At 68.8% G+C, this 16,405-nt stretch carries 15 protein-coding genes; 3 read left to right on the forward strand and 12 right to left on the reverse strand.

The annotated features are described in order from the left end of the window. Positions 1-73: 73 nt before the first annotated feature. From ACQZ13_RS05755 to ACQZ13_RS05790, 8 genes are all read right to left on the reverse strand, one after another. The gene (locus ACQZ13_RS05755; RefSeq protein ID WP_431050257.1) at positions 74-2,164 is read right to left on the reverse strand and encodes a DUF1631 family protein; all 2,091 of its coding nucleotides are present in this window, start codon (positions 2,162-2,164) and stop codon (positions 74-76) included. Between the two features lie 217 nt (positions 2,165-2,381). Next, positions 2,382-3,665: a DUF1631 family protein gene (locus ACQZ13_RS05760; protein ID WP_431050258.1), complete on the reverse strand. Its 1,284-nt coding sequence runs from the start codon at positions 3,663-3,665 to the stop codon at positions 2,382-2,384. 164 nt (positions 3,666-3,829) lie between these two features. Then, positions 3,830-5,467: a chaperonin GroEL gene (gene groL / locus ACQZ13_RS05765; protein ID WP_431050259.1), complete on the reverse strand. Its 1,638-nt coding sequence runs from the start codon at positions 5,465-5,467 to the stop codon at positions 3,830-3,832. Between the two features lie 53 nt (positions 5,468-5,520). After that, entirely contained in the window at positions 5,521-5,811 is a 291-nt protein-coding gene (gene groES / locus ACQZ13_RS05770) for a co-chaperone GroES (protein ID WP_067277665.1), read from the reverse strand. A 165-nt stretch (positions 5,812-5,976) separates the two neighbouring features. Continuing rightward, the gene (locus ACQZ13_RS05775; RefSeq protein WP_431050260.1) at positions 5,977-6,462 is read right to left on the reverse strand and encodes a DoxX family protein; all 486 of its coding nucleotides are present in this window, start codon (positions 6,460-6,462) and stop codon (positions 5,977-5,979) included. After that, positions 6,459-7,271, reverse strand: a complete 813-nt coding sequence (locus ACQZ13_RS05780; RefSeq protein WP_431050261.1) for a DNA-binding domain-containing protein — start codon at positions 7,269-7,271, stop codon at positions 6,459-6,461. The genes ACQZ13_RS05775 and ACQZ13_RS05780 overlap by 4 nt, the downstream gene beginning before the upstream one ends. Beyond that, positions 7,268-8,128, reverse strand: coding sequence for an MNIO family bufferin maturase (gene bufB, locus ACQZ13_RS05785; RefSeq protein ID WP_431050262.1), 861 nt, complete (start codon positions 8,126-8,128; stop codon positions 7,268-7,270). The genes ACQZ13_RS05780 and bufB overlap by 4 nt, the downstream gene beginning before the upstream one ends. Before the next feature lie 13 nt (positions 8,129-8,141). After that, on the reverse strand, positions 8,142-8,420 hold the full coding sequence (locus ACQZ13_RS05790; RefSeq protein ID WP_088405029.1) for a BufA1 family periplasmic bufferin-type metallophore: 279 nt from the start codon (positions 8,418-8,420) through the stop codon (positions 8,142-8,144). A gap of 168 nt (positions 8,421-8,588) precedes the next feature. On the opposite strand from ACQZ13_RS05790, the gene ACQZ13_RS05795 reads away from it, so the two are divergent. Beyond that, entirely contained in the window at positions 8,589-9,152 is a 564-nt protein-coding gene (locus ACQZ13_RS05795; protein WP_088405030.1) for a sigma-70 family RNA polymerase sigma factor, read from the forward strand. Beyond that, a complete protein-coding gene (locus ACQZ13_RS05800) occupies positions 9,149-9,790 on the forward strand; it encodes an NrsF family protein (RefSeq protein WP_431050263.1) in 642 nt (213 codons plus the stop codon). Before ACQZ13_RS05795 ends, ACQZ13_RS05800 begins: the two co-directional genes overlap by 4 nt. 13 nt (positions 9,791-9,803) lie before the next feature. Here ACQZ13_RS05800 and ACQZ13_RS05805 read toward each other — a convergent pair whose 3' ends face one another. Further along, the gene (locus ACQZ13_RS05805; protein ID WP_431053139.1) at positions 9,804-10,265 is read right to left on the reverse strand and encodes an Lrp/AsnC family transcriptional regulator; all 462 of its coding nucleotides are present in this window, start codon (positions 10,263-10,265) and stop codon (positions 9,804-9,806) included. Between the two features lie 103 nt (positions 10,266-10,368). Here ACQZ13_RS05805 and ACQZ13_RS05810 point away from each other — a divergent pair, with 103 nt between their 5' ends. Continuing rightward, positions 10,369-12,639 carry an aminotransferase class V-fold PLP-dependent enzyme gene (locus ACQZ13_RS05810; RefSeq protein ID WP_431050264.1) on the forward strand — a complete coding sequence of 757 codons (2,271 nt, stop codon included), beginning with the start codon at positions 10,369-10,371 and terminating at the stop codon, positions 12,637-12,639. A 73-nt stretch (positions 12,640-12,712) separates the two neighbouring features. On the opposite strand, the gene ACQZ13_RS05815 is transcribed toward ACQZ13_RS05810, so the two are convergent. The 3 genes from ACQZ13_RS05815 to ACQZ13_RS05825 all read right to left on the reverse strand — a co-directional run bounded on the left by ACQZ13_RS05815 (position 12,713) and on the right by ACQZ13_RS05825 (position 16,325). After that, positions 12,713-14,038: a sialidase family protein gene (locus tag ACQZ13_RS05815; protein ID WP_431050265.1), complete on the reverse strand. Its 1,326-nt coding sequence runs from the start codon at positions 14,036-14,038 to the stop codon at positions 12,713-12,715. Between the two features lie 13 nt (positions 14,039-14,051). Next, complete coding sequence (locus tag ACQZ13_RS05820) at positions 14,052-15,212, reverse strand: glycoside hydrolase family 43 protein (RefSeq protein WP_431050266.1); 1,161 nt, start codon at positions 15,210-15,212, stop codon at positions 14,052-14,054. 135 nt (positions 15,213-15,347) lie between these two features. Next, positions 15,348-16,325 (reverse strand): helix-turn-helix domain-containing protein, encoded by a 978-nt coding sequence (locus ACQZ13_RS05825; RefSeq protein WP_082939063.1) that lies wholly within the window; start codon positions 16,323-16,325, stop codon positions 15,348-15,350. Between the last annotated feature and the right edge of the window lie 80 nt (positions 16,326-16,405).

A 16,405-nucleotide genomic window follows, 5' to 3' on the forward strand; every position in this document is an offset into this window, starting at 1 on the left:
ACGGCGCGAGGCGGGCGCATTGTGACCCGAACCGGTTCGACATCGCACCCGACATCGAACCGGCGGGCGTCCCTCAGTGCTCGTTGCCGTTGTGAGGCGCGCGGTCCAGGTCCAGCATCAGCGTGCCGATGGCGCGCTGCAGCAGCGGCTCGTCTTCCAGCTGCGTGATGAGGCCGTTGGCGACGAGTTGTTCCAGCGCGCCGCGCGTCACCGAATGGCGCTCGTCCGCGACCTGGCCGATGAACAGGAACATCTGCCGGCTGTCGCTGATCCAGGCCACCTGCGCGGTGATCCACTCGCTGCGGTGGAAGAAGTGGTACCAGCCGCCGATGTGCACCCCGGCGATCCAGTCCTGCAGCGCCGCGTGGGCATGGGGCGAGTGCTCGTCGCTGTACAGGGCCACCGGCACCGTCGGCAGCTGGCCGCGATCGACGCGCTCGTGAGCCCAGCGCGACGGGAGTTGCGACTCGCGTTCGTCGAGCAGCTGCTGCAGCAGTTCCTCGGGCGTCTGCGCCCGGCGTCGCAGCGGCGCCGCTGCGGGTGCGGCCTCCTCGACCGCGGGCAGTCCGCGCAGCACGCGACCGTGCTGGCGCATCAGCTCGTCGAGGAAGGTCTGCCGCTGCATGGGTGGCAGCGCGATGGCGTCCATGCCGCGATCCAGCGCGCGGACCAGGTCCGGCAACTGCGCGCGCAGACGCACGCGCGCCGCCTCATCCGGCTGCGGCGACACGCTGTGCAGCAGCGCGTCCACCAGTTCGATGTAGGTCTGCGGTTCGGCGGCGTCCCGGCCGTGCTGGACCATCGCCTGCGCGATGACCTCGACCCACGGGCCGAGCAGGAAGCGCCGCATCAGCTTGCCGGCGTGGGCGTCGTCGAGCTGGTGCTGCAGCTGGTCGCGCAGCATCCGCTGCCATTCCTGGCGGCGCTGTTCGCGGTCCAGGCGCTCGAGCGCCAGGGCGCTGCGCTGGCCGCGGGCCTCGGCCTGCGCGCGGATGTGGGACTCGACCTCGGTCAGCGCCTGCTGGAACTGCAGGGCGTAGGGATGCTCGGCGTCCAGCAGCGGCTGGATCACGCGTTCCAGGAACTGCAGGAAGGCCTTCAGTTCCGCGTCGTCGCTGCGCTGGAAGCCCGCGCCGTGCGCGGCCAGGCGGTTCAGCAACTGCCAGGTCGGATGGTCCTGGCGACGCAGCAGCGTGGGATCGGTCTTGGACAGGCGCACGATCGCGACCTGCAGGCGGCCCATCAGGACCTTCATCGGCGGCTGCAGGCTGTCGTCGGCCAGGATCTGGTCGTACAGGCGCGACAGCAGGTCCGAACCGGGCCGGCCGGCGCCCGGGCCCAGCCGGGTCGGCGCCGCGGCCAAGGCGCCCGGCGTGCCCGGCGCGGCGGAGGACGGCGTCGCGGCGCGCGCCGCACCGAGCTCCGCGGCCCGCGTGTTCATCAGGTCCAGCTTCATCGCGACCTGGTCCAGCGTCGCGTTCTGCGTCGGGGTGTCGGTCAGGGTCTTGAACTGGCGCAGGCGCAGGTCCGACTCCTTGATCGCCGAGCCGTGGCTGGTCAGCATGCCGGTCAGCTGCGCCTGTCTCAGGCTCTGGCAGAGCAGGGTATAGATCGGCTGCAGCCGGACGGCCAGCGGATGCGCCGCCATGCGCATCAGGGCATACCGGCCGTCGGCGTCGAGGTCCACGCCTTCGATGGCGCGTGCCAGGGCTTGCGCGAACAGCGCCGCCCGCAAGGGGTTGTCGTTCTTCAGCGGCCGCGCGATGCCGCGCAGCGCGGCGAAGAAGTTGCTCAGCTGGTGCAGCTCGGCCCGGGACTGGTCCTCGATCGCGTTGATCACGTGGGAGATCGCGACGTCCTTCAACGCCTGTCCTTCGTCGACCAGACTGAGCGACAGGTCGCCGCCGCGCTGGGGCGTCCGGTCCCGTTGCAGCGGGTCACCGCCGTCGCGGGCGATCTTCAGCAGCAGGCTGAGCGAGCCTTCGAAGTCGGCGGCGAAGCTCGCGCGCCGCTTGGACCAGCCAGCCAGCAGCTGGTGGTATTCCAGTCGACTCTTGAGTTCGTCCTGCAGACCGTTGTAGACCGCATGCGCCAAGGTGGGCACGTGCGCGAGCATGTCGTCGAGCAGGGACTGCTGGGAAGGCGAAGACGCTTGGACCATCATTTGTGACAAGTTGTCAGCCGCATTATGGTCGCCCCTCATTCAGGTGACATCCCCTGGGGCACGGGGACGTGCGACCTGGGGAAAGCCCGATGGTTGCGCGACCGCGCGGCCGGCGGGGACGGCTGATTCTGGGCGACTGCCGCGTCGGGTACCGGCAAGGGCCGAGCCTACTTCGTATCGAAGCGAAACGGATCGGCGACCCCGCCCCGTGTCGCGCTCAACGGGACAGCAGGCATCCAGGCAGCTGCAGGACGCGGCCGTGCTTGCGCATCAGCGCGTCGAGGAAGTCCTTCCGCTCCATCGCCGGGAGCGCAATGGCCTCCATCCCGCGGTTCAGCGCCTCGATCAGGCTGGGCAATCGGGCCCGGAGACGCTCGCGGGCGGCGTCGTCCGGTTGCGGCGAGATGCTGTGTATCAGGGTGGTCACCACGTCCATGCAGCTTCGCGTCTCCGAGGCCTCCGCGCCGTGTTGGAACATGACCTGGGCGATGACCTCGGTCCAGGGGCCGAGCAGGAATCGCCGGACCAGCTTGCCGGCCTGGGCCTGGTCGAGCTGGCGCTGCAACTGGCCGCGCAGCCTCCGCCGCCAGGCCTGGAGGTGCTGTTCGTGATCCTGCCTGTTCTTGCCGTTTTCCTTGTCCTTGTCCTTGTCCTTGTCCTTGTCGTTGCCGCCGGCGGACCGCAGGGCGGCGGGCTCGGACATGGCGGCCGTGGCGGATACGTTGGACGGGACGCTCGAGTCGGGATCCGGGCGGGATGAGGGAGCCGGCGCGAGCGCCGCGCGGGGCGTCGCGTGCTGCGTCGGCATGTCGGGGACGGTACCCAACCAGCGCTGGCGTCTCTCCGCTTCCTTGCTTGCCGAGCCGTGGCTGGTCAGCAGGCCGCTCAACTGTGCGTTTCTCAAGCTTTTGCACAGCGAGACGTAGAGGCGGTGCAGGCTGATCGTCAGCGGCTGCGCGGCCAGCCGCATCAAGGTGTAGCGGCTGTCGGCATCGAGCGGCACGCGGTCGATCGTGTGCGCCACCGCCTGTGCGAACAGCGCGGCCCGCAACGGGTTGTCGCTCTTCAATGGACGGGCGATGCCGCGCAGCGCGGCGAAGAAGTTGGTCAGTTGATGCAATTCGGCCCGGGACTGGTCCTCGATCTCCTGGGTCACATGAGCGATCGCGACATCCTTCAGGACTTGCGCGTCATCGACAAGACTCAAGGACAGTTCATCGCTCTGTTGAGCGTGGCGATCGTGTCGCAGCGGCGCGCCGCCTTTGCGGGCGGTCATGATCGATTGGGAGAGCCTGCCTTCGAGATCGGCGACGAAGAGGCCCCGTTGCTTGTTCCAGCCGCCCAGGAGCAACTGGAATTCGAGGCGGCGCTTGAGTTCATCCTGCAGGCCGTTGTCCACCGCATGCGCCAATGCGGGGATCTCGCCCAGGGCCTGCTCGATCAGGAATTCGAGGGAGCGCGATGACGCTTGGACCATCATGTTGAACCGGTTGCCCGCCACGACGACGATTGGCAATCTGGGTACGCGGGAAGGAGGTCCGGGTTCGCATCAAGTCGACGCCGTGCGGGCCCACCGCACGAAAACGAAAAAGGGGTCGCCGAAGCGACCCCTTTGCAGAGCGATGGTGCGCGACCCGAGGGCCGCGCACCGGGCTCAGGCGGACCTTACATGTCCATGCCCATGCCGCCCATGCCGCCGGGCATGGCCGGGCCGGCGGACTCGTCCTTCGGCGCTTCGGCGACCATGCACTCGGTCGTCAGCATCAGCGAGGCCACGGAAGCAGCGTTCTGCAGCGCGGTGCGGGTCACCTTGGTCGGGTCCAGGATGCCCATCTCGATCATGTCGCCGTAGGTGCCGTTGGCCGCGTTGTAGCCGTGGTTGCCGGAACCGGCCAGCACGGTGTTGACGACGACCGACGACTCTTCGCCGGCGTTGTAGACGATCTCGCGCAGCGGGGCTTCGATGGCCTTCAGGATCAGCTTGATGCCGGCGTCCTGGTCGGCGTTGTCGCCCTTGATGGCGCCAGCGGCCTGACGGGCGCGCAGCAGCGCGACGCCGCCGCCGGCCACGATGCCTTCTTCAACGGCGGCACGGGTGGCGTGCAGCGCGTCTTCGACACGGGCCTTCTTTTCCTTCATCTCGACTTCGGTGGCGGCACCGACCTTGATGACGGCGACGCCGCCGGCCAGCTTGGCCACGCGCTCTTGCAGCTTCTCGCGGTCGTAGTCGCTGGTGGCTTCCTCGATCTGGACGCGGATCTGCTTGACGCGCGCCTGGATGTCGTCGTTGGAGCCGTTGCCGTCGATGACGGTGGTGTTTTCCTTGCCCACTTCGACGCGCTTGGCCTGACCCAGGTCAGCCAGCGTGACCTTCTCCAGCGACATGCCGACTTCCTCGGCGATGACCTTGCCGCCGGTCAGGATGGCCAGGTCTTCCAGCATCGCCTTGCGGCGGTCGCCGAAGCCCGGGGCCTTCACGGCGACGACCTTCAGGATGCCGCGGATCGTGTTGACGACCAGGGTCGCCAGCGCTTCGCCGTCGACTTCTTCGGCAATGATCAGCAGCGGACGGCCCGACTTCGCGACGGCTTCCAGGGTCGGCAGCAGATCGCGGATGTTCGAGATCTTCTTGTCGTAGAGCAGGACAAACGGGTTGTCCAGGATCGCCGACTGCTTTTCCGGGTTGTTGATGAAGTACGGCGACAGGTAGCCGCGGTCGAACTGCATGCCTTCGACGATGTCGAGCTCGTTGTCCAGGCTCTTGCCGTCTTCGACGGTGATCACGCCTTCCTTGCCGACCTTGTCCATCGCCTTGGCGATGATCTCGCCGACGTCCGCGTCGGAGTTGGCGGAGATGGTGCCGACCTGGGCGATTTCCTTGGAGGTCGTGGTGGCCTTGGAGGCCGCCTTCAGCTGCGTCACCAGGGCGGAGACCGCCTTGTCGATGCCGCGCTTCAGGTCCATCGGGTTCATGCCGGCGGCCACGTACTTCATGCCTTCGCGGACGATGGCCTGGGCCAGGACCGTGGCGGTGGTGGTGCCGTCACCGGCGTTGTCCGAGGTCTTGGAAGCGACTTCCTTGACCATCTGGGCGCCCATGTTCTGCAGCTTGTCCTTGAGCTCGATCTCCTTGGCGACCGAGACACCGTCCTTGGTGACGGTGGGGGCGCCGAACGAGCGCTCCAGCACCACGTTACGGCCCTTGGGGCCCAGCGTGACCTTGACCGCGTTGGCCAGGATGTTCACGCCTTCGACCATGCGGGCACGGGCCTCGCCGCCGAAGACAACGTCTTTTGCTGCCATGTGTATCTCTCCGAAATCTTTATCTGGATGAATTCAGGTTCGCGTGTCGCCGATTACTTGGCGATGACGGCGAACAGGTCTTCTTCACGCATGACCAGCAGTTCATCGCCGTCGACCTTGACGGTCTGGCCGCTGTACTTGCCGAACAGGACGCGGTCGCCGACGGCGACGTTCAGGGCGACGAATTCACCCTTGTCGTTGCGCTTGCCCGGGCCGACGGCCAGCACTTCACCCTGGTCGGGCTTCTCGGCGGCGTTGTCGGGGATGACGATGCCGGAGGCCGTCTTGGTTTCGTTTTCCAGGCGCTTAACGATCACGCGATCGTGCAGAGGACGCAGTTTCATCAGATCTCCTTGACTGTGCAGACTTGCTTCAAGGACCCGCTGTGCGTTCATCGCACCAGCCAGCCCCTCACAAGAAGTAAGCCCCGCCAGCGGTGCCGCGGGGCTTGTTAGCACTCGACCATCGCGAGTGCTAGCAGGGAGATTATATGGACGGGTCTTGACGTTTCAAGGGCGCGGTTGAACACCCCAGCCGAAGACATGGTCCAGCGACCACCGGCCGGGCCCGCGGCCGACCAGATAGAGCATGGGCGCCGCCCAGCTGAGGTGGGTCGGCCAGCCCGAGGGGTAGACGAAGAGCTGGATCACCGCCGTCATCCCCAGGACGCCGAGCGCCGCGACCCGGGTGAACAGGCCCAGCACCAGCAGGATGGGGAGGACGTGCTCGGCCGTCGTGGCCAGGTAGGCGGCCAGTTCGGGCGGGATCAGCGGGAGCGCGTAGTCCTGGCGGAACAGCAGGAAGGTGGTGTCGGTCAGCGTGAACCAGCCTTCGACCTTGGTGCGGCCGGACAGCCAGAAGACGCCGGCGATGCTGAAGCGGCTGGCCAGCGCGATGAGGTCGGGAGAGATGAGGCGCTCCAGACGCTGCCGGATCGCGGCCAGGGACCAGGCGGCGCCGGATCCGGCGCGGGAGGTGGGGGTCAGGGTGTTCATGGGGAGATCTCCGTGACGCCGGTGAAGGCGCCTTGATTGAGCAGGCGGCCCAGCGCGGCGCCGGGTTCGAAGGCGGGGAAGCGGGCCTGGACCGCGTCGAGCGCGGGGCCGAGCGGCTCCCCCGCGGCGCAGGCGTCGAGCAGGGCGCACTCGGCGAGCTCGATCTCCAGGGCGATGACGGCGCCGGAGGGCCGGGTGAGCAGCGCGCCCTGTCCGTGCCAATGCGGCGGATTCGGATCGTCGGCCGCGGTGCGCGCGGCCTGCCACAGGCTGAAGAATGGCCAGTCGCCGGACCAGCGCCATCGCGCCGCAGGGTGCGGTACCAGGCGCGACGCGGCCAGCCGTTCGGGGTCGAAGCGTGCCAGCGACCTCAGGTCGAGCACCGGTGCGTCGGCCGCGACGTGACTCTCGTTCCAGAGCCGGTCCAGGAGCGCGACGTCACTGAGCCAGGGCAGCTCGCTGCCGGCGAGCGCCGCGTCGAGGAATTCGGGAAAGGTCGCGCCGTAGTGCTGCAGGTCGCCGCCCGACGGCGGTTCGGCGCGAACGGCATCGAGCGCGACGGCCTGCATCCACGCGTCTCCTGTCAATCGTTGGACCGACGGATACAGCGACATCAGCGCATCCGCGCAGCCCTTCAGCACGGTGTTGCGGTAGACGGCGAAGCCGGGCTCGTTCGCGACGTTGCCGAGTGCCGCCTCGGCTTCCGGTTCTGCCCAGAGGTGTCTCCAGAACTCCGACTGGAATCTGTCGAGGGCCTCGGGGGCCGTCGATCCGCCAGTGGAGGTGGCTCGCGAGACGACTGTCGTCATGCGGGTACCTCCTCCAGCGAGCGCATGGCCGCACCCAGCACGGACTGCGCCTGGTTGCGCTCGACGATCAGGTCGGCGAACGGTGGCAGGTTGCCGTCGCGCTCGACCAGCGTCGGTCTGGGACCGATGCGCCGGGTCAATCGCTCCAGCAACGCCCAGACCGGAGCCGAGACCGCGGCATCGTGGCTGTCGATCAACAGACCCGTCGAGGCTTCCGTCGAGGCATCGGCATCGGCGCGATGGCCGGCGACGTGGATCTCCATCACCGCGTCGCCGTCGATCGCATCGATCCACGCTTCGGCATCGATGCCGAGATTGCTCGCCGACACGAACACGTTGTTCACATCGACCAGCAGCCCGCAGCCGGATCGCCGGACCAGTTCATGCAGGAAATCGACCTCGCCCCACTCGTGGGCGAGGGTCAGGTAATGCGTGGGGTTCTCGATGGCGACGCGCCGTTGCAGCGCGTCCTGCATGCGGGAGAGATTCGCGGCGACATGACGCAGCGCCTCCGTCGTGCGCGGCACCGGCAGCAGGTCCGGCGCATAGGCGCCGACCAAGCGGCTCCACGCCAGGTGTTCCGACACCAGCGCCGGTTGCAGCCGGTCGGCCAGTGCGACGAAGCGGCGCAGATGGTCCGGATCCGGCGGCGCCGCGCCGCCCAGCGACATCGACACCCCGTGCAGCGACAGCGGATGTGTCGCCCGCAGGGCCTCGAGCAGCGCCAGGCGCGGGCCGCCCGCGACGAGGTAGTTCTCGGGATGGACCTCGAACCAGAGCCCGGGATCGCGCGCGGCCAGCGCGTCCTCCGCGAACTCGGGCTTGAAGCCCAGGCCGGCGCCTAGCGTGTGCGTCATGGCGGCTTGAGGGTCAGGACTTGATGGCGGTGAGCGAGCCCATGCCCTTGGGCGTCTTGATCGTCGTGCAGGTGCCGGCGGGGACGTACTTCCAGGCGTTGGCCTGGTAGTCCATCTTGGAGGTGCCGGCGCAGGTGGTGCCGGGGCCGGCGGCGCAGTCGTTCTTGCCGGCCATCGAGACGCCGTAGCAGCGCTCCTTCTCGGCGGCGGCGGGCTTGGCGTCCTGCGCCATCGCGGAGGCGGACAGGGCGGTCAGGGTGACGAGGGCGAGGCTGAGGGTGGTCGACTTCATGGCGGGCACTCCTTGTGCGTTGAACGGAAGATTGCGTTGGAGGAAGAGCGGGGAGGCTTGTTCCCGCCCCGTTCCGCAAGCTAGTTCGCGGCCGATCGACCCGGGGTTACAGCGTCGGCGAAATTTTTCTGGATCTTTTTTTCCGACCCCCTGTAACCTTCCGGCCCCATGACGCGAATAGATCCCGTGATCGCGACAGAGCATGAGTTGCACGACCTTTTCGTGGCCGGGCTGGACGGGGACGCGGGGGCTTACCACCGCTTCCTCCAGCGCCTGGGGGCGTTGCTGCGCGGGTACTTCCGCCGGCGGCTGCAGCAACTGCCGGACGAGGTGGAAGACCTGGTGCAGGAGACGCTGATGGCCGTGCACACGCAACGTCAGACCTACCGCCGCGGCGAGCCGTTGACGGCGTGGGTGCATGCGGTCGCCCGCTACAAGCTGGTGGACCTCTGGCGCCGGCGGGAACGGCACGACGCGTTGAATGAACCGCTGGACGACGATCTCGCGGTGTTCGCCAGCGCGGATCACGAAGCCGGCGATTCGCGCCGGGACCTGAGCCGGTTGCTGGATCAATTGCCGACCAACCAGCGCCTGCCGATCCTGCACACGAAGGTCGAAGGGCTGTCGGTCCAGGAGACCGCCCAGCTCACCGGGCTGAGCGAGTCGGCGGTGAAGGTCGGCGTGCACCGGGGATTGAAGACGCTGGCGCGGCTGTGGAAGGACATGACATGAAAACCGACGACCTGATCGGCCTGCTCGCGCAGGACGCCGCCCCGGTGCCGACGCGCACGGGGGAGCGGCGTTTCGCCGTTGCGCTGCTGGTGGGGGTGGCGCTCGCGCTGGCGTGGGTGCAGGGCGCTTTCGGCATCCGCTCCGACCTGGCCGAGGTGATGGCCATGCCCGCGTTCTGGCAGAAGGTGGCGATGCCGCTGGCGGTGGCCGCGACCGGCCTGGTCGTGGTGTTCCGGCTGGGGCACCCCGGCGCGCGGATGAACGGCTGGTGGATGGGGGTGTGGCTGCCGGTGTCGCTGCTGTGGATCTGGGCGGCGATGGTGCTCTGGATGGCCGAGCCTGCTGCGCGCGTGCCGCTGATGCTGGGCACCACGTGGCGGGTGTGCGTGTTCAACGTGACGGCGACGGCGTTGCCGATCGGCGTCGGCCTGCTGTGGGCGCTGCGCGGGCTGGCGCCGACGCGGCCCGTGCTCACGGGCGCCGCGGCGGGCTGGCTCGCCGGCGCGGTGGGGGCGTGCGTCTACTCGCTGCACTGCCCCGAGATGGCCGCGCCCTTCGTCGCGATCTGGTACGTGCTCGGGATGGGCATGTCGGCGGCGCTGGGGGCGCTCGCGGGGCGGCATTGGTTGAGATGGTGAGCGTGGCCGCCGGTCACGCGATATACGACAACGGCAACGCCGTCGTGAACTTCAGCTCCTCCATGGCGAAGCTGGAGCTCACGTCTGACAGCTGCGTCCCCGCGATCAGCCTGCGGTAGACCTGGTCGTAGGCCGCGATGTCCGGCACGACCACGCGCAGCAGGTAGTCCACGTCGCCGCTCATCCGGTAGAACTCCACCACCTCCGGGATCGCCTCGATCGCCGCGCGGAACTGGTCGAACCAGGCCTGCGAGTGCACGTTGGTCCGCACCGACACGAACACCGTCACCCCGACATTCACCTTCTTCGGGTCCACCAGCATCACGTTCCGCGTGATCACCCCGGACTCCTTTAGCCGCTGCACGCGGCGCCAGCAGGGCGTCGTCGACAACCCGACCTCCGCCGCCAGATCACTCACCTGCACCGACGCGTCCCGCTGCAGGATGTCCAGAATCTTCCGGTCGATGGAATCCAGTTTCGTCATATCAGCCAATCTTGGAATGCATTTGCCGAAATCGGCCAAGGAAAGATGGATTTTGCACGTGGATTCCAAGCGTGAATTCTGACAATCGACGGCCATGGAAATCTATCTCGACGCCAACGCCACCACCCCCGTCCTGCCGCAGGCCCGCGACGCCGCCCTGTCCGTGATGGCGGACGCGTTCGGGAACCCGAGCAGCATCCACGGCAGCGGGCTCAAGGCCCGGGCCCGTCTCGACGCGGTGCGCGCCACCGCACGTCGCGTGCTGGGCGCGCCCAGCGGCCGGCTGGTCTTCACCAGCGGCGCGACAGAGGGCATCCAGACCGCCGTGCTGTCCGCGCTGACCGCCCTACGGCAGCGGCGCGAGGCCGGGCAGACCATCCCGCCGCGGCTGCTCTACGGCGCCACCGAACACAAGGCCGTGCCCGAAGCGCTCCGGCACTGGAACACGCTGCTGGGCCTGGACCTGGAGATCGTGGCCATCCCCGTCGGCCTCGACGGTCGCCATGACCTGGCCTGGCTGCGGGCGAACGCGCTCTCGGCGGGCCTGGTGTGCACGATGGCGGCGAACAACGAGACCGGCGTCATCAGCCATCTCGACGGCATCGCCGACGCGCTGCGCGGCAGCGGCGCGCTGTGGCTGGTCGACGGCGTGCAGGCGCTGGGCAAGCTGCCGCTGCTGCTCGGCGAACGCGCGATCGACTATGCGCCGTTCTCCGGCCACAAGCTCTACGCGCCCAAGGGCGTCGGCATGCTCTACGTCCGCGAGGGCGCCCCGTTCACGCCGCTGATGGCCGGTGGCGGGCAGGAAGGCGCGCAGCGCTCGGGCACCGAGAACATGGCCGGCATCGCCGCGTTGGGCGCGGTGCTGGAGGCGCTCGAAGGCGGCGGCGTGTTCGCCTCGCTGGGACAGCTGCTGGATCGTCGCCAGCGGCTGGCCGACGCGCTGCGCGAGGCCTTCCCCGGTGTCGTGTTCAACGCGCCTTTCGATATCAGCCTGCCGACGACGCTCAACGTCTCGGTCCCCGGGCTGAGCGCGAAGCTGCTGCTGGACCTGTTCGACGCCGCCGGCCTGCGCGTCAGCGGCGGGTCCGCCTGCGGCGCGGCGAAGGCGGCGCCCAGCTACGTGCTGCAGGCGATGGGCCTGCCGGCGTGGCGCGCCGGTTCCGCGGTGCGGCTGTCCTTCGGGGCGGCGGACGCCGAGTCGACGATCGATGAAGCCTGCAGACGCCTGCGCGCCTGCGGCGAGTCGCTGCGCGCGACCTGCCAGAGCCCCGCGCCGAACGAGACGCCGCAGGCGCCGGAACTGCTGACGCGTTTCGCGGTCGATGGGGCGTGCTGCTACGTCGTCGCCGACGTGGCGAGCCGCCGTTGCGTGGTCGTCGATCCGCTGCCGGAGCTGACCGGCACGCTGGCGCAGTGGATGCGATGTCGCGGGCTGACGCTGGCCGCGATCCTGGACACGCACAGCCACGGCGACCATGCGTCGTCGGCGCAGGCGCTGCGGGACGCGACGACGAGCCTGCTCGCCGAGGAAGCGCTCGCCGACCGTGTCGACGCGCTGGGATGGCCGCGGGACGGCGAGGAGATCGCGCTCGGCGCGCACCGACTGACGCGCCTCGCGATTCCGGGGCACACGGAAGATTCGACGGCCTATCTGCTGCATGAAGCCGATGAACTGATCGCGACCTTCGTCGGCGACACGGTGATGCCGGGGGCGCTGGGTCGCAGCGATTTCGAGCAGAGCGCGCCGGCCGCCTTCGGCTCGTCCCTGAAGACGCTGGAACGCCACGTCGGCCTGCACGGCCTGCTGCTGCCCGGTCATGACTACGACGACCGCTTCGCGACGACGCTCGCCGTGGAGTGCGGCGCGCAGCCGCTGCTCGACGGCGTGCTGAACGGCCGTCTGAGCGCGGAGGCGTTCGCGATCGGCAAGGGCGTGCTGGAGCACGACCTCGCGCCGACCGAATACCAGACCATGGCCTGTGGCGCGCGTGTGGATTGCGCGCGGGCGACGGAACGGGTGGAGCTCGATGTCGCGGGCCTGCAGGGGATGTTGGGCGACGGCTTCGGGCCGAAGCCGGTGCTGGTGGACGTCCGCGAAGCCTACGAGGCGCGGATGAGCCCGACCGAGGAACTGGCGCCCGAAGCGGTGCCGCTGTCGGCGCTGGTCAACGCGCTGCCGCGTTGGCGCGCGCTGCCGGAGCAGACGCCAGTGATCTTCTTCTGCCGCAGTGGCAATCGCAGCGCGCAGGCGGCGCGGGCGCTGCGGCGGCTCGGTCATGGGCAGGCGTGGAGCCTGGCCGGCGGGTTGGCGCTGTGGCCGACTGTGCGGACTGCCACAGTGCTCGACGCCATCGCGATCTGAGCGCCGAAGTACTGCAACGCCCCTCACCCCAACCCTCTCCCGCAGTGCGGGAGAGGGGGTAAGAAGGAAGGGCTCAGAGCGACGGCAGCGCTGCGCTCCCGAATCGCGTGCGACACACCTGCTGTCCGGCCGCATTCGTCTCGAAGTCGCTCGCGAGCATGATCAGCCGCGACCCATCCGCGCTCGGCAGCATCGGCGACGAATAGTTCTGGCACCAGTTCGTCTGCGCCGGCGGGCTCAGCGGCTTCACCGGCGCTTCCATCGTCGTCCACGTCCCGCTGCCGTCGGCGGTCGAGCTCAGGAAGATCGTCGCGCCGTTGCCGTTCGCATCGACCTGTCCGCCCGCAGTGAACAGGATCTGTCCGATCAGCGCGATCCGCTGCCGGCCCGGCAGCCACACGTGCGTCGGCGCATGGCGGAAGAAGCGGCCGTCGGCCGTCTTCGGCTCCGGTCCGCGCACAGCCGGGTCGCCCCAATCCAGCCCGTCCGCCGAGCGCTTCAGCGCCACGCGGCAATCCAAGCCCGCAGTGCTGCAGTGCTCGTAGCTCAGCAGGAAGCTGCCGTCGCCGAGCCGGCTCGTCACCGCCATGCCGGGGCGATCGGTCGGCTTGACCGCCGACGCGATCACACGCGGCGCCGTCCAGCTAGCGCCGTCCGTCGTGCTCATGATCTTGAGCGTCTGCGACACGCCCGCCGAGGTCCCGTCCGTCTCGTCCGAATACAGACAGGCGAGCGCGCCGTCCCGCGTCACGAGGAACTCCGGTTCCCAGATGCCTGTGCCTTCCCCGCCGCGCGGCTTGTTGCCGACGCCGCAGTTCGCCAGGAAGCGCCAGGTCTTGCCCCCGTCGTTGCTGCGGTGGATCGGATGCGTCATCGGCTGGCCGGTCGTGTCCTGGCCGACCGAGGCCGACCACAACAGCGTGCCCGCCGGCAGCGCGCCGACCGCCGACGGCAGCTCATAGACCGAGCCGCAGCACAGGCCCTTGGGCCAGGCGGCATCGGTCACCGCGCCTTGCGGCTGAAAGCTCGCACCGTCGTCCTTGCTGAGGAACAGCTTGCCCTGGCCGCGATCGCCGTCGAAGGTGATGGTGCTGGCGAGCAGCGCGCCGTTCAGCGAGGCATCCGTCTGATGCTGGAGCCGGATCAGCCGTGGATAGAAGGCCGGCGCGTCGCCGTTGAGCAGCGTGCCGGTGCGGGTGACGGGCGGCGTCGTGGTCGGCGGCGGGGCGGTGGGCGTCGCGGTTCCTGAGCCCGACGAGCCACCGCCGCCGCAGCTGGCGCAGGCGGCGAGCAGGAGGCCGATCAGCAGCGCCGAAGCGCCGGTCGCCAGCGCGCGGAAGAGGGCGGGCTTCGGGACGGAAGCCGAAGCGGAAGTGGAAAGCGGGGAACGATGCGTCATGGGGCGCTCCTGGTCAGACTTCGCCGGAGGGCTTGCGCTGCGGCACGCCCGAAGGGATGGCGCGGCCGAAGTCGGGCCGCCCGTCCGCCGTCCACGTGAAGCGCTGGATGCGCATCGTGCGGCCGTGCGCGTCGTTCTCGGCGCTGTCCTTGGCGTGATAGACCAGCCAGTCCTCGGTGCCGTCGGGCGACTTCGTGAAGCTGTTGTGGCCCGGGACGAAAACGCCGGGCGCGCCGCCACCGGGGCTGGGCTCCGGACTGAACACCGGCTTCGGATGCTTGGTCCAGCTCTTCGGATCCATCGGGTCCTTGCCGGTCAGCTCCAGCAGCCCGAGGTAGTACACCGCCGCCGTATGCCCCGCCGAATACACGACGAAGTCGCGCCCGCCATGCCGCAGCGGCTGCGGCGCTTCGATCCAGTAATCCTTGGGCTGGACTTCCCACTTGCCGTCGACCTTGTGCCAGCCACGTTCCCAGTCGTGCTCGCCCTGGACGATGCGCACGCCGGGGCCGATCGCCTTGGCCGGACTGGACATGGGCGCGATCCACAGCCCCGAATCGGCGTACATCCAGAACAGCCGGCCGTCGGCCAGTTGCAGCACCGAGCCGTCGATCGAGTAGCGCTCATGCGCCAGGTGCACGCGCCCCAGATCGCGGTACGGCCCCATCGGGTGATCGGCCTCCAGCACGTAGTGCCGGTGGTTCGCGTCGACCTGGTCGGACGCGGTGAAGTACAGGTACCAGCGGCCGTTGAGGTGGTGGAGCTCCGGCGCCCAGATCATGGCGCTGCGCGGTCCGCTCGGGTCCGCCGTCCAGACCTTCTTGCGCTCGGCCCCGCGCCAGTCGCTCAGACGCTCGGAGCGGTAGACCCACACGCCGCCGTTCGGATCGAAGGTCGCCGTCAGGTAGTACGCGCCCTCGTGGAAGACGACGAAGGGATCGCCGGCCTCGCGGTCCGGCAGCACGGGATTGGTGAAGGTGGTCGACATGGCGGTCCCGGAGGCCGCTTTCACGGCGGACGAAACGGAGGAGGAAGTGGCCGCTGAAGATGCGGCAGGCCGGGCGGAAGAAGCGCTGGCGCAGCCGGTCGACATCGCGGCGCCCGCGAGTCCCAGTCCGGCGGCCAGACCGAGCCAACGGCGGCGCGGCAGGTCCGCGTCCGTGTCTGGATGCATGGGGAGGTCTCCTGTCCCGCCGCATCGGCGCGGCCTCATGCCGCGCCCCGGGTGGGATCGGCGCGGATGGTAGACCGGATCGGTCGTTAATAACAAGTATGTTTGTTACTAACGAGCGTCATCGAAGTGGACGGCTTAGCGCATTTCGCGCGGTCTGGGTGACGCCGACGCGTCCGCGCCGACGGCGTCGGGGCCGTGTCCGCGCGGGAAGTCGAACGCGATCCGCATGACGATGTCCTGCGGGTAGTTGCCGAACTTGCGGCCGAACAGGTTGAGGCCGCCGCGGTTGCGGGCGTCATCCTTGATCCCAAGCCTCACCTTGATGTGGTTGGTCTGCGGCAAGTCCAGATCGCCGATCTTGACCGCGCCCAGCGCGACGCCGTCGATCATCGAGCCCTTCTCGCCCACGCTCCACTGCTTGAGCAGTCCGTGCGTGGTGCGGTCCACCTGCCACCAGCTCGGCATCAGCAGCGAGGGCTTGCCGCCGTAGTCGCCGGGGCTGGTCCAGGTGCCGATCTCCCGGTCGTTGATCCAGAGCGTGATGTCGGACGGGAAGTCCTCGTTGAACTGCGGCGCCTCGGAGCAGATCTCCATCGAGAGCTCCAGGTGGCTGGGCACCGCGCCGTAGGGCAGGTTGTTGGGGAAGGCGTAGTCCACATAGCCCGAGCCGCCGAACCACAGCAGCTGCGCATAGACGTGTTCCGGCTCGAAGAACGAGCGCGAGTCGTCCAGCATCCCGATGATCTTGCTCTCGCTGACCAGGCCGCAGGTGGGCTTGGCCTCGACGTGGCGGTAGCTGCCGATCGGCATGCTGATCGAGATGACGTTGGGGCGGGACTCGATGGCCGCGCCGGGCAGGCGCAGGCGGACCTCGTCGTAGCGCTTGGAGCAGAGCTTCTGCTGGCCGCGGGTGCCGGGCTCGACCTCGACCGAAACCAGTCCGACGGCCTGCAGCTGGTTGATGTTGAAGCTCACCGTCGAATGCGGGAGGTTCATCGCGCCCGCCAGCTCCGAGACGTTCAGCACCTGGTGCGTGAGCAGGCCCAGCATCGCCTGTCGCGTGTCCGAAGCCAGGGCCTTGGCGACGGCCAGCGCCGCGTCCCCTTCGACCATCAAGACCCGGCTGCCCGAGACCTCCACCATTGCGCGTCCCCCGAAGAATTTTCGCGAGTTTATGCGGATCGCTCGTTCTC

This window comes from Roseateles sp. L2-2, from assembly GCF_050613215.1.
In the GTDB taxonomy this organism is placed as follows: domain Bacteria; phylum Pseudomonadota; class Gammaproteobacteria; order Burkholderiales; family Burkholderiaceae_C; genus Roseateles; species Roseateles noduli.

Bases quoted from the DNA above. Each gene is read 5' to 3' on its own strand.
- ACQZ13_RS05755 (WP_431050257.1), bottom strand. From the start codon at position 2,164: ATGATGGTCCAAGCGTCTTCGCCTTCCCAGCAGTCCCTGCTCGACGAC.
- groL (WP_431050259.1), bottom strand. From the start codon at position 5,467: ATGGCAGCAAAAGACGTTGTCTTCGGCGGCGAGGCCCGTGCCCGCATG.
- groES (WP_067277665.1), bottom strand. From the start codon at position 5,811: ATGAAACTGCGTCCTCTGCACGATCGCGTGATCGTTAAGCGCCTGGAA.
- ACQZ13_RS05775 (WP_431050260.1), bottom strand. From the start codon at position 6,462: ATGAACACCCTGACCCCCACCTCCCGCGCCGGATCCGGCGCCGCCTGG.
- ACQZ13_RS05780 (WP_431050261.1), bottom strand. From the start codon at position 7,271: ATGACGACAGTCGTCTCGCGAGCCACCTCCACTGGCGGATCGACGGCC.
- bufB (WP_431050262.1), bottom strand. From the start codon at position 8,128: ATGACGCACACGCTAGGCGCCGGCCTGGGCTTCAAGCCCGAGTTCGCG.
- ACQZ13_RS05790 (WP_088405029.1), bottom strand. From the start codon at position 8,420: ATGAAGTCGACCACCCTCAGCCTCGCCCTCGTCACCCTGACCGCCCTG.
- ACQZ13_RS05795 (WP_088405030.1), top strand. From the start codon at position 8,589: ATGACGCGAATAGATCCCGTGATCGCGACAGAGCATGAGTTGCACGAC.
- ACQZ13_RS05800 (WP_431050263.1), top strand. From the start codon at position 9,149: ATGAAAACCGACGACCTGATCGGCCTGCTCGCGCAGGACGCCGCCCCG.
- ACQZ13_RS05810 (WP_431050264.1), top strand. From the start codon at position 10,369: ATGGAAATCTATCTCGACGCCAACGCCACCACCCCCGTCCTGCCGCAG.
- ACQZ13_RS05815 (WP_431050265.1), bottom strand. From the start codon at position 14,038: ATGACGCATCGTTCCCCGCTTTCCACTTCCGCTTCGGCTTCCGTCCCG.
- ACQZ13_RS05820 (WP_431050266.1), bottom strand. From the start codon at position 15,212: ATGCATCCAGACACGGACGCGGACCTGCCGCGCCGCCGTTGGCTCGGT.
- ACQZ13_RS05825 (WP_082939063.1), bottom strand. From the start codon at position 16,325: ATGGTCGAAGGGGACGCGGCGCTGGCCGTCGCCAAGGCCCTGGCTTCG.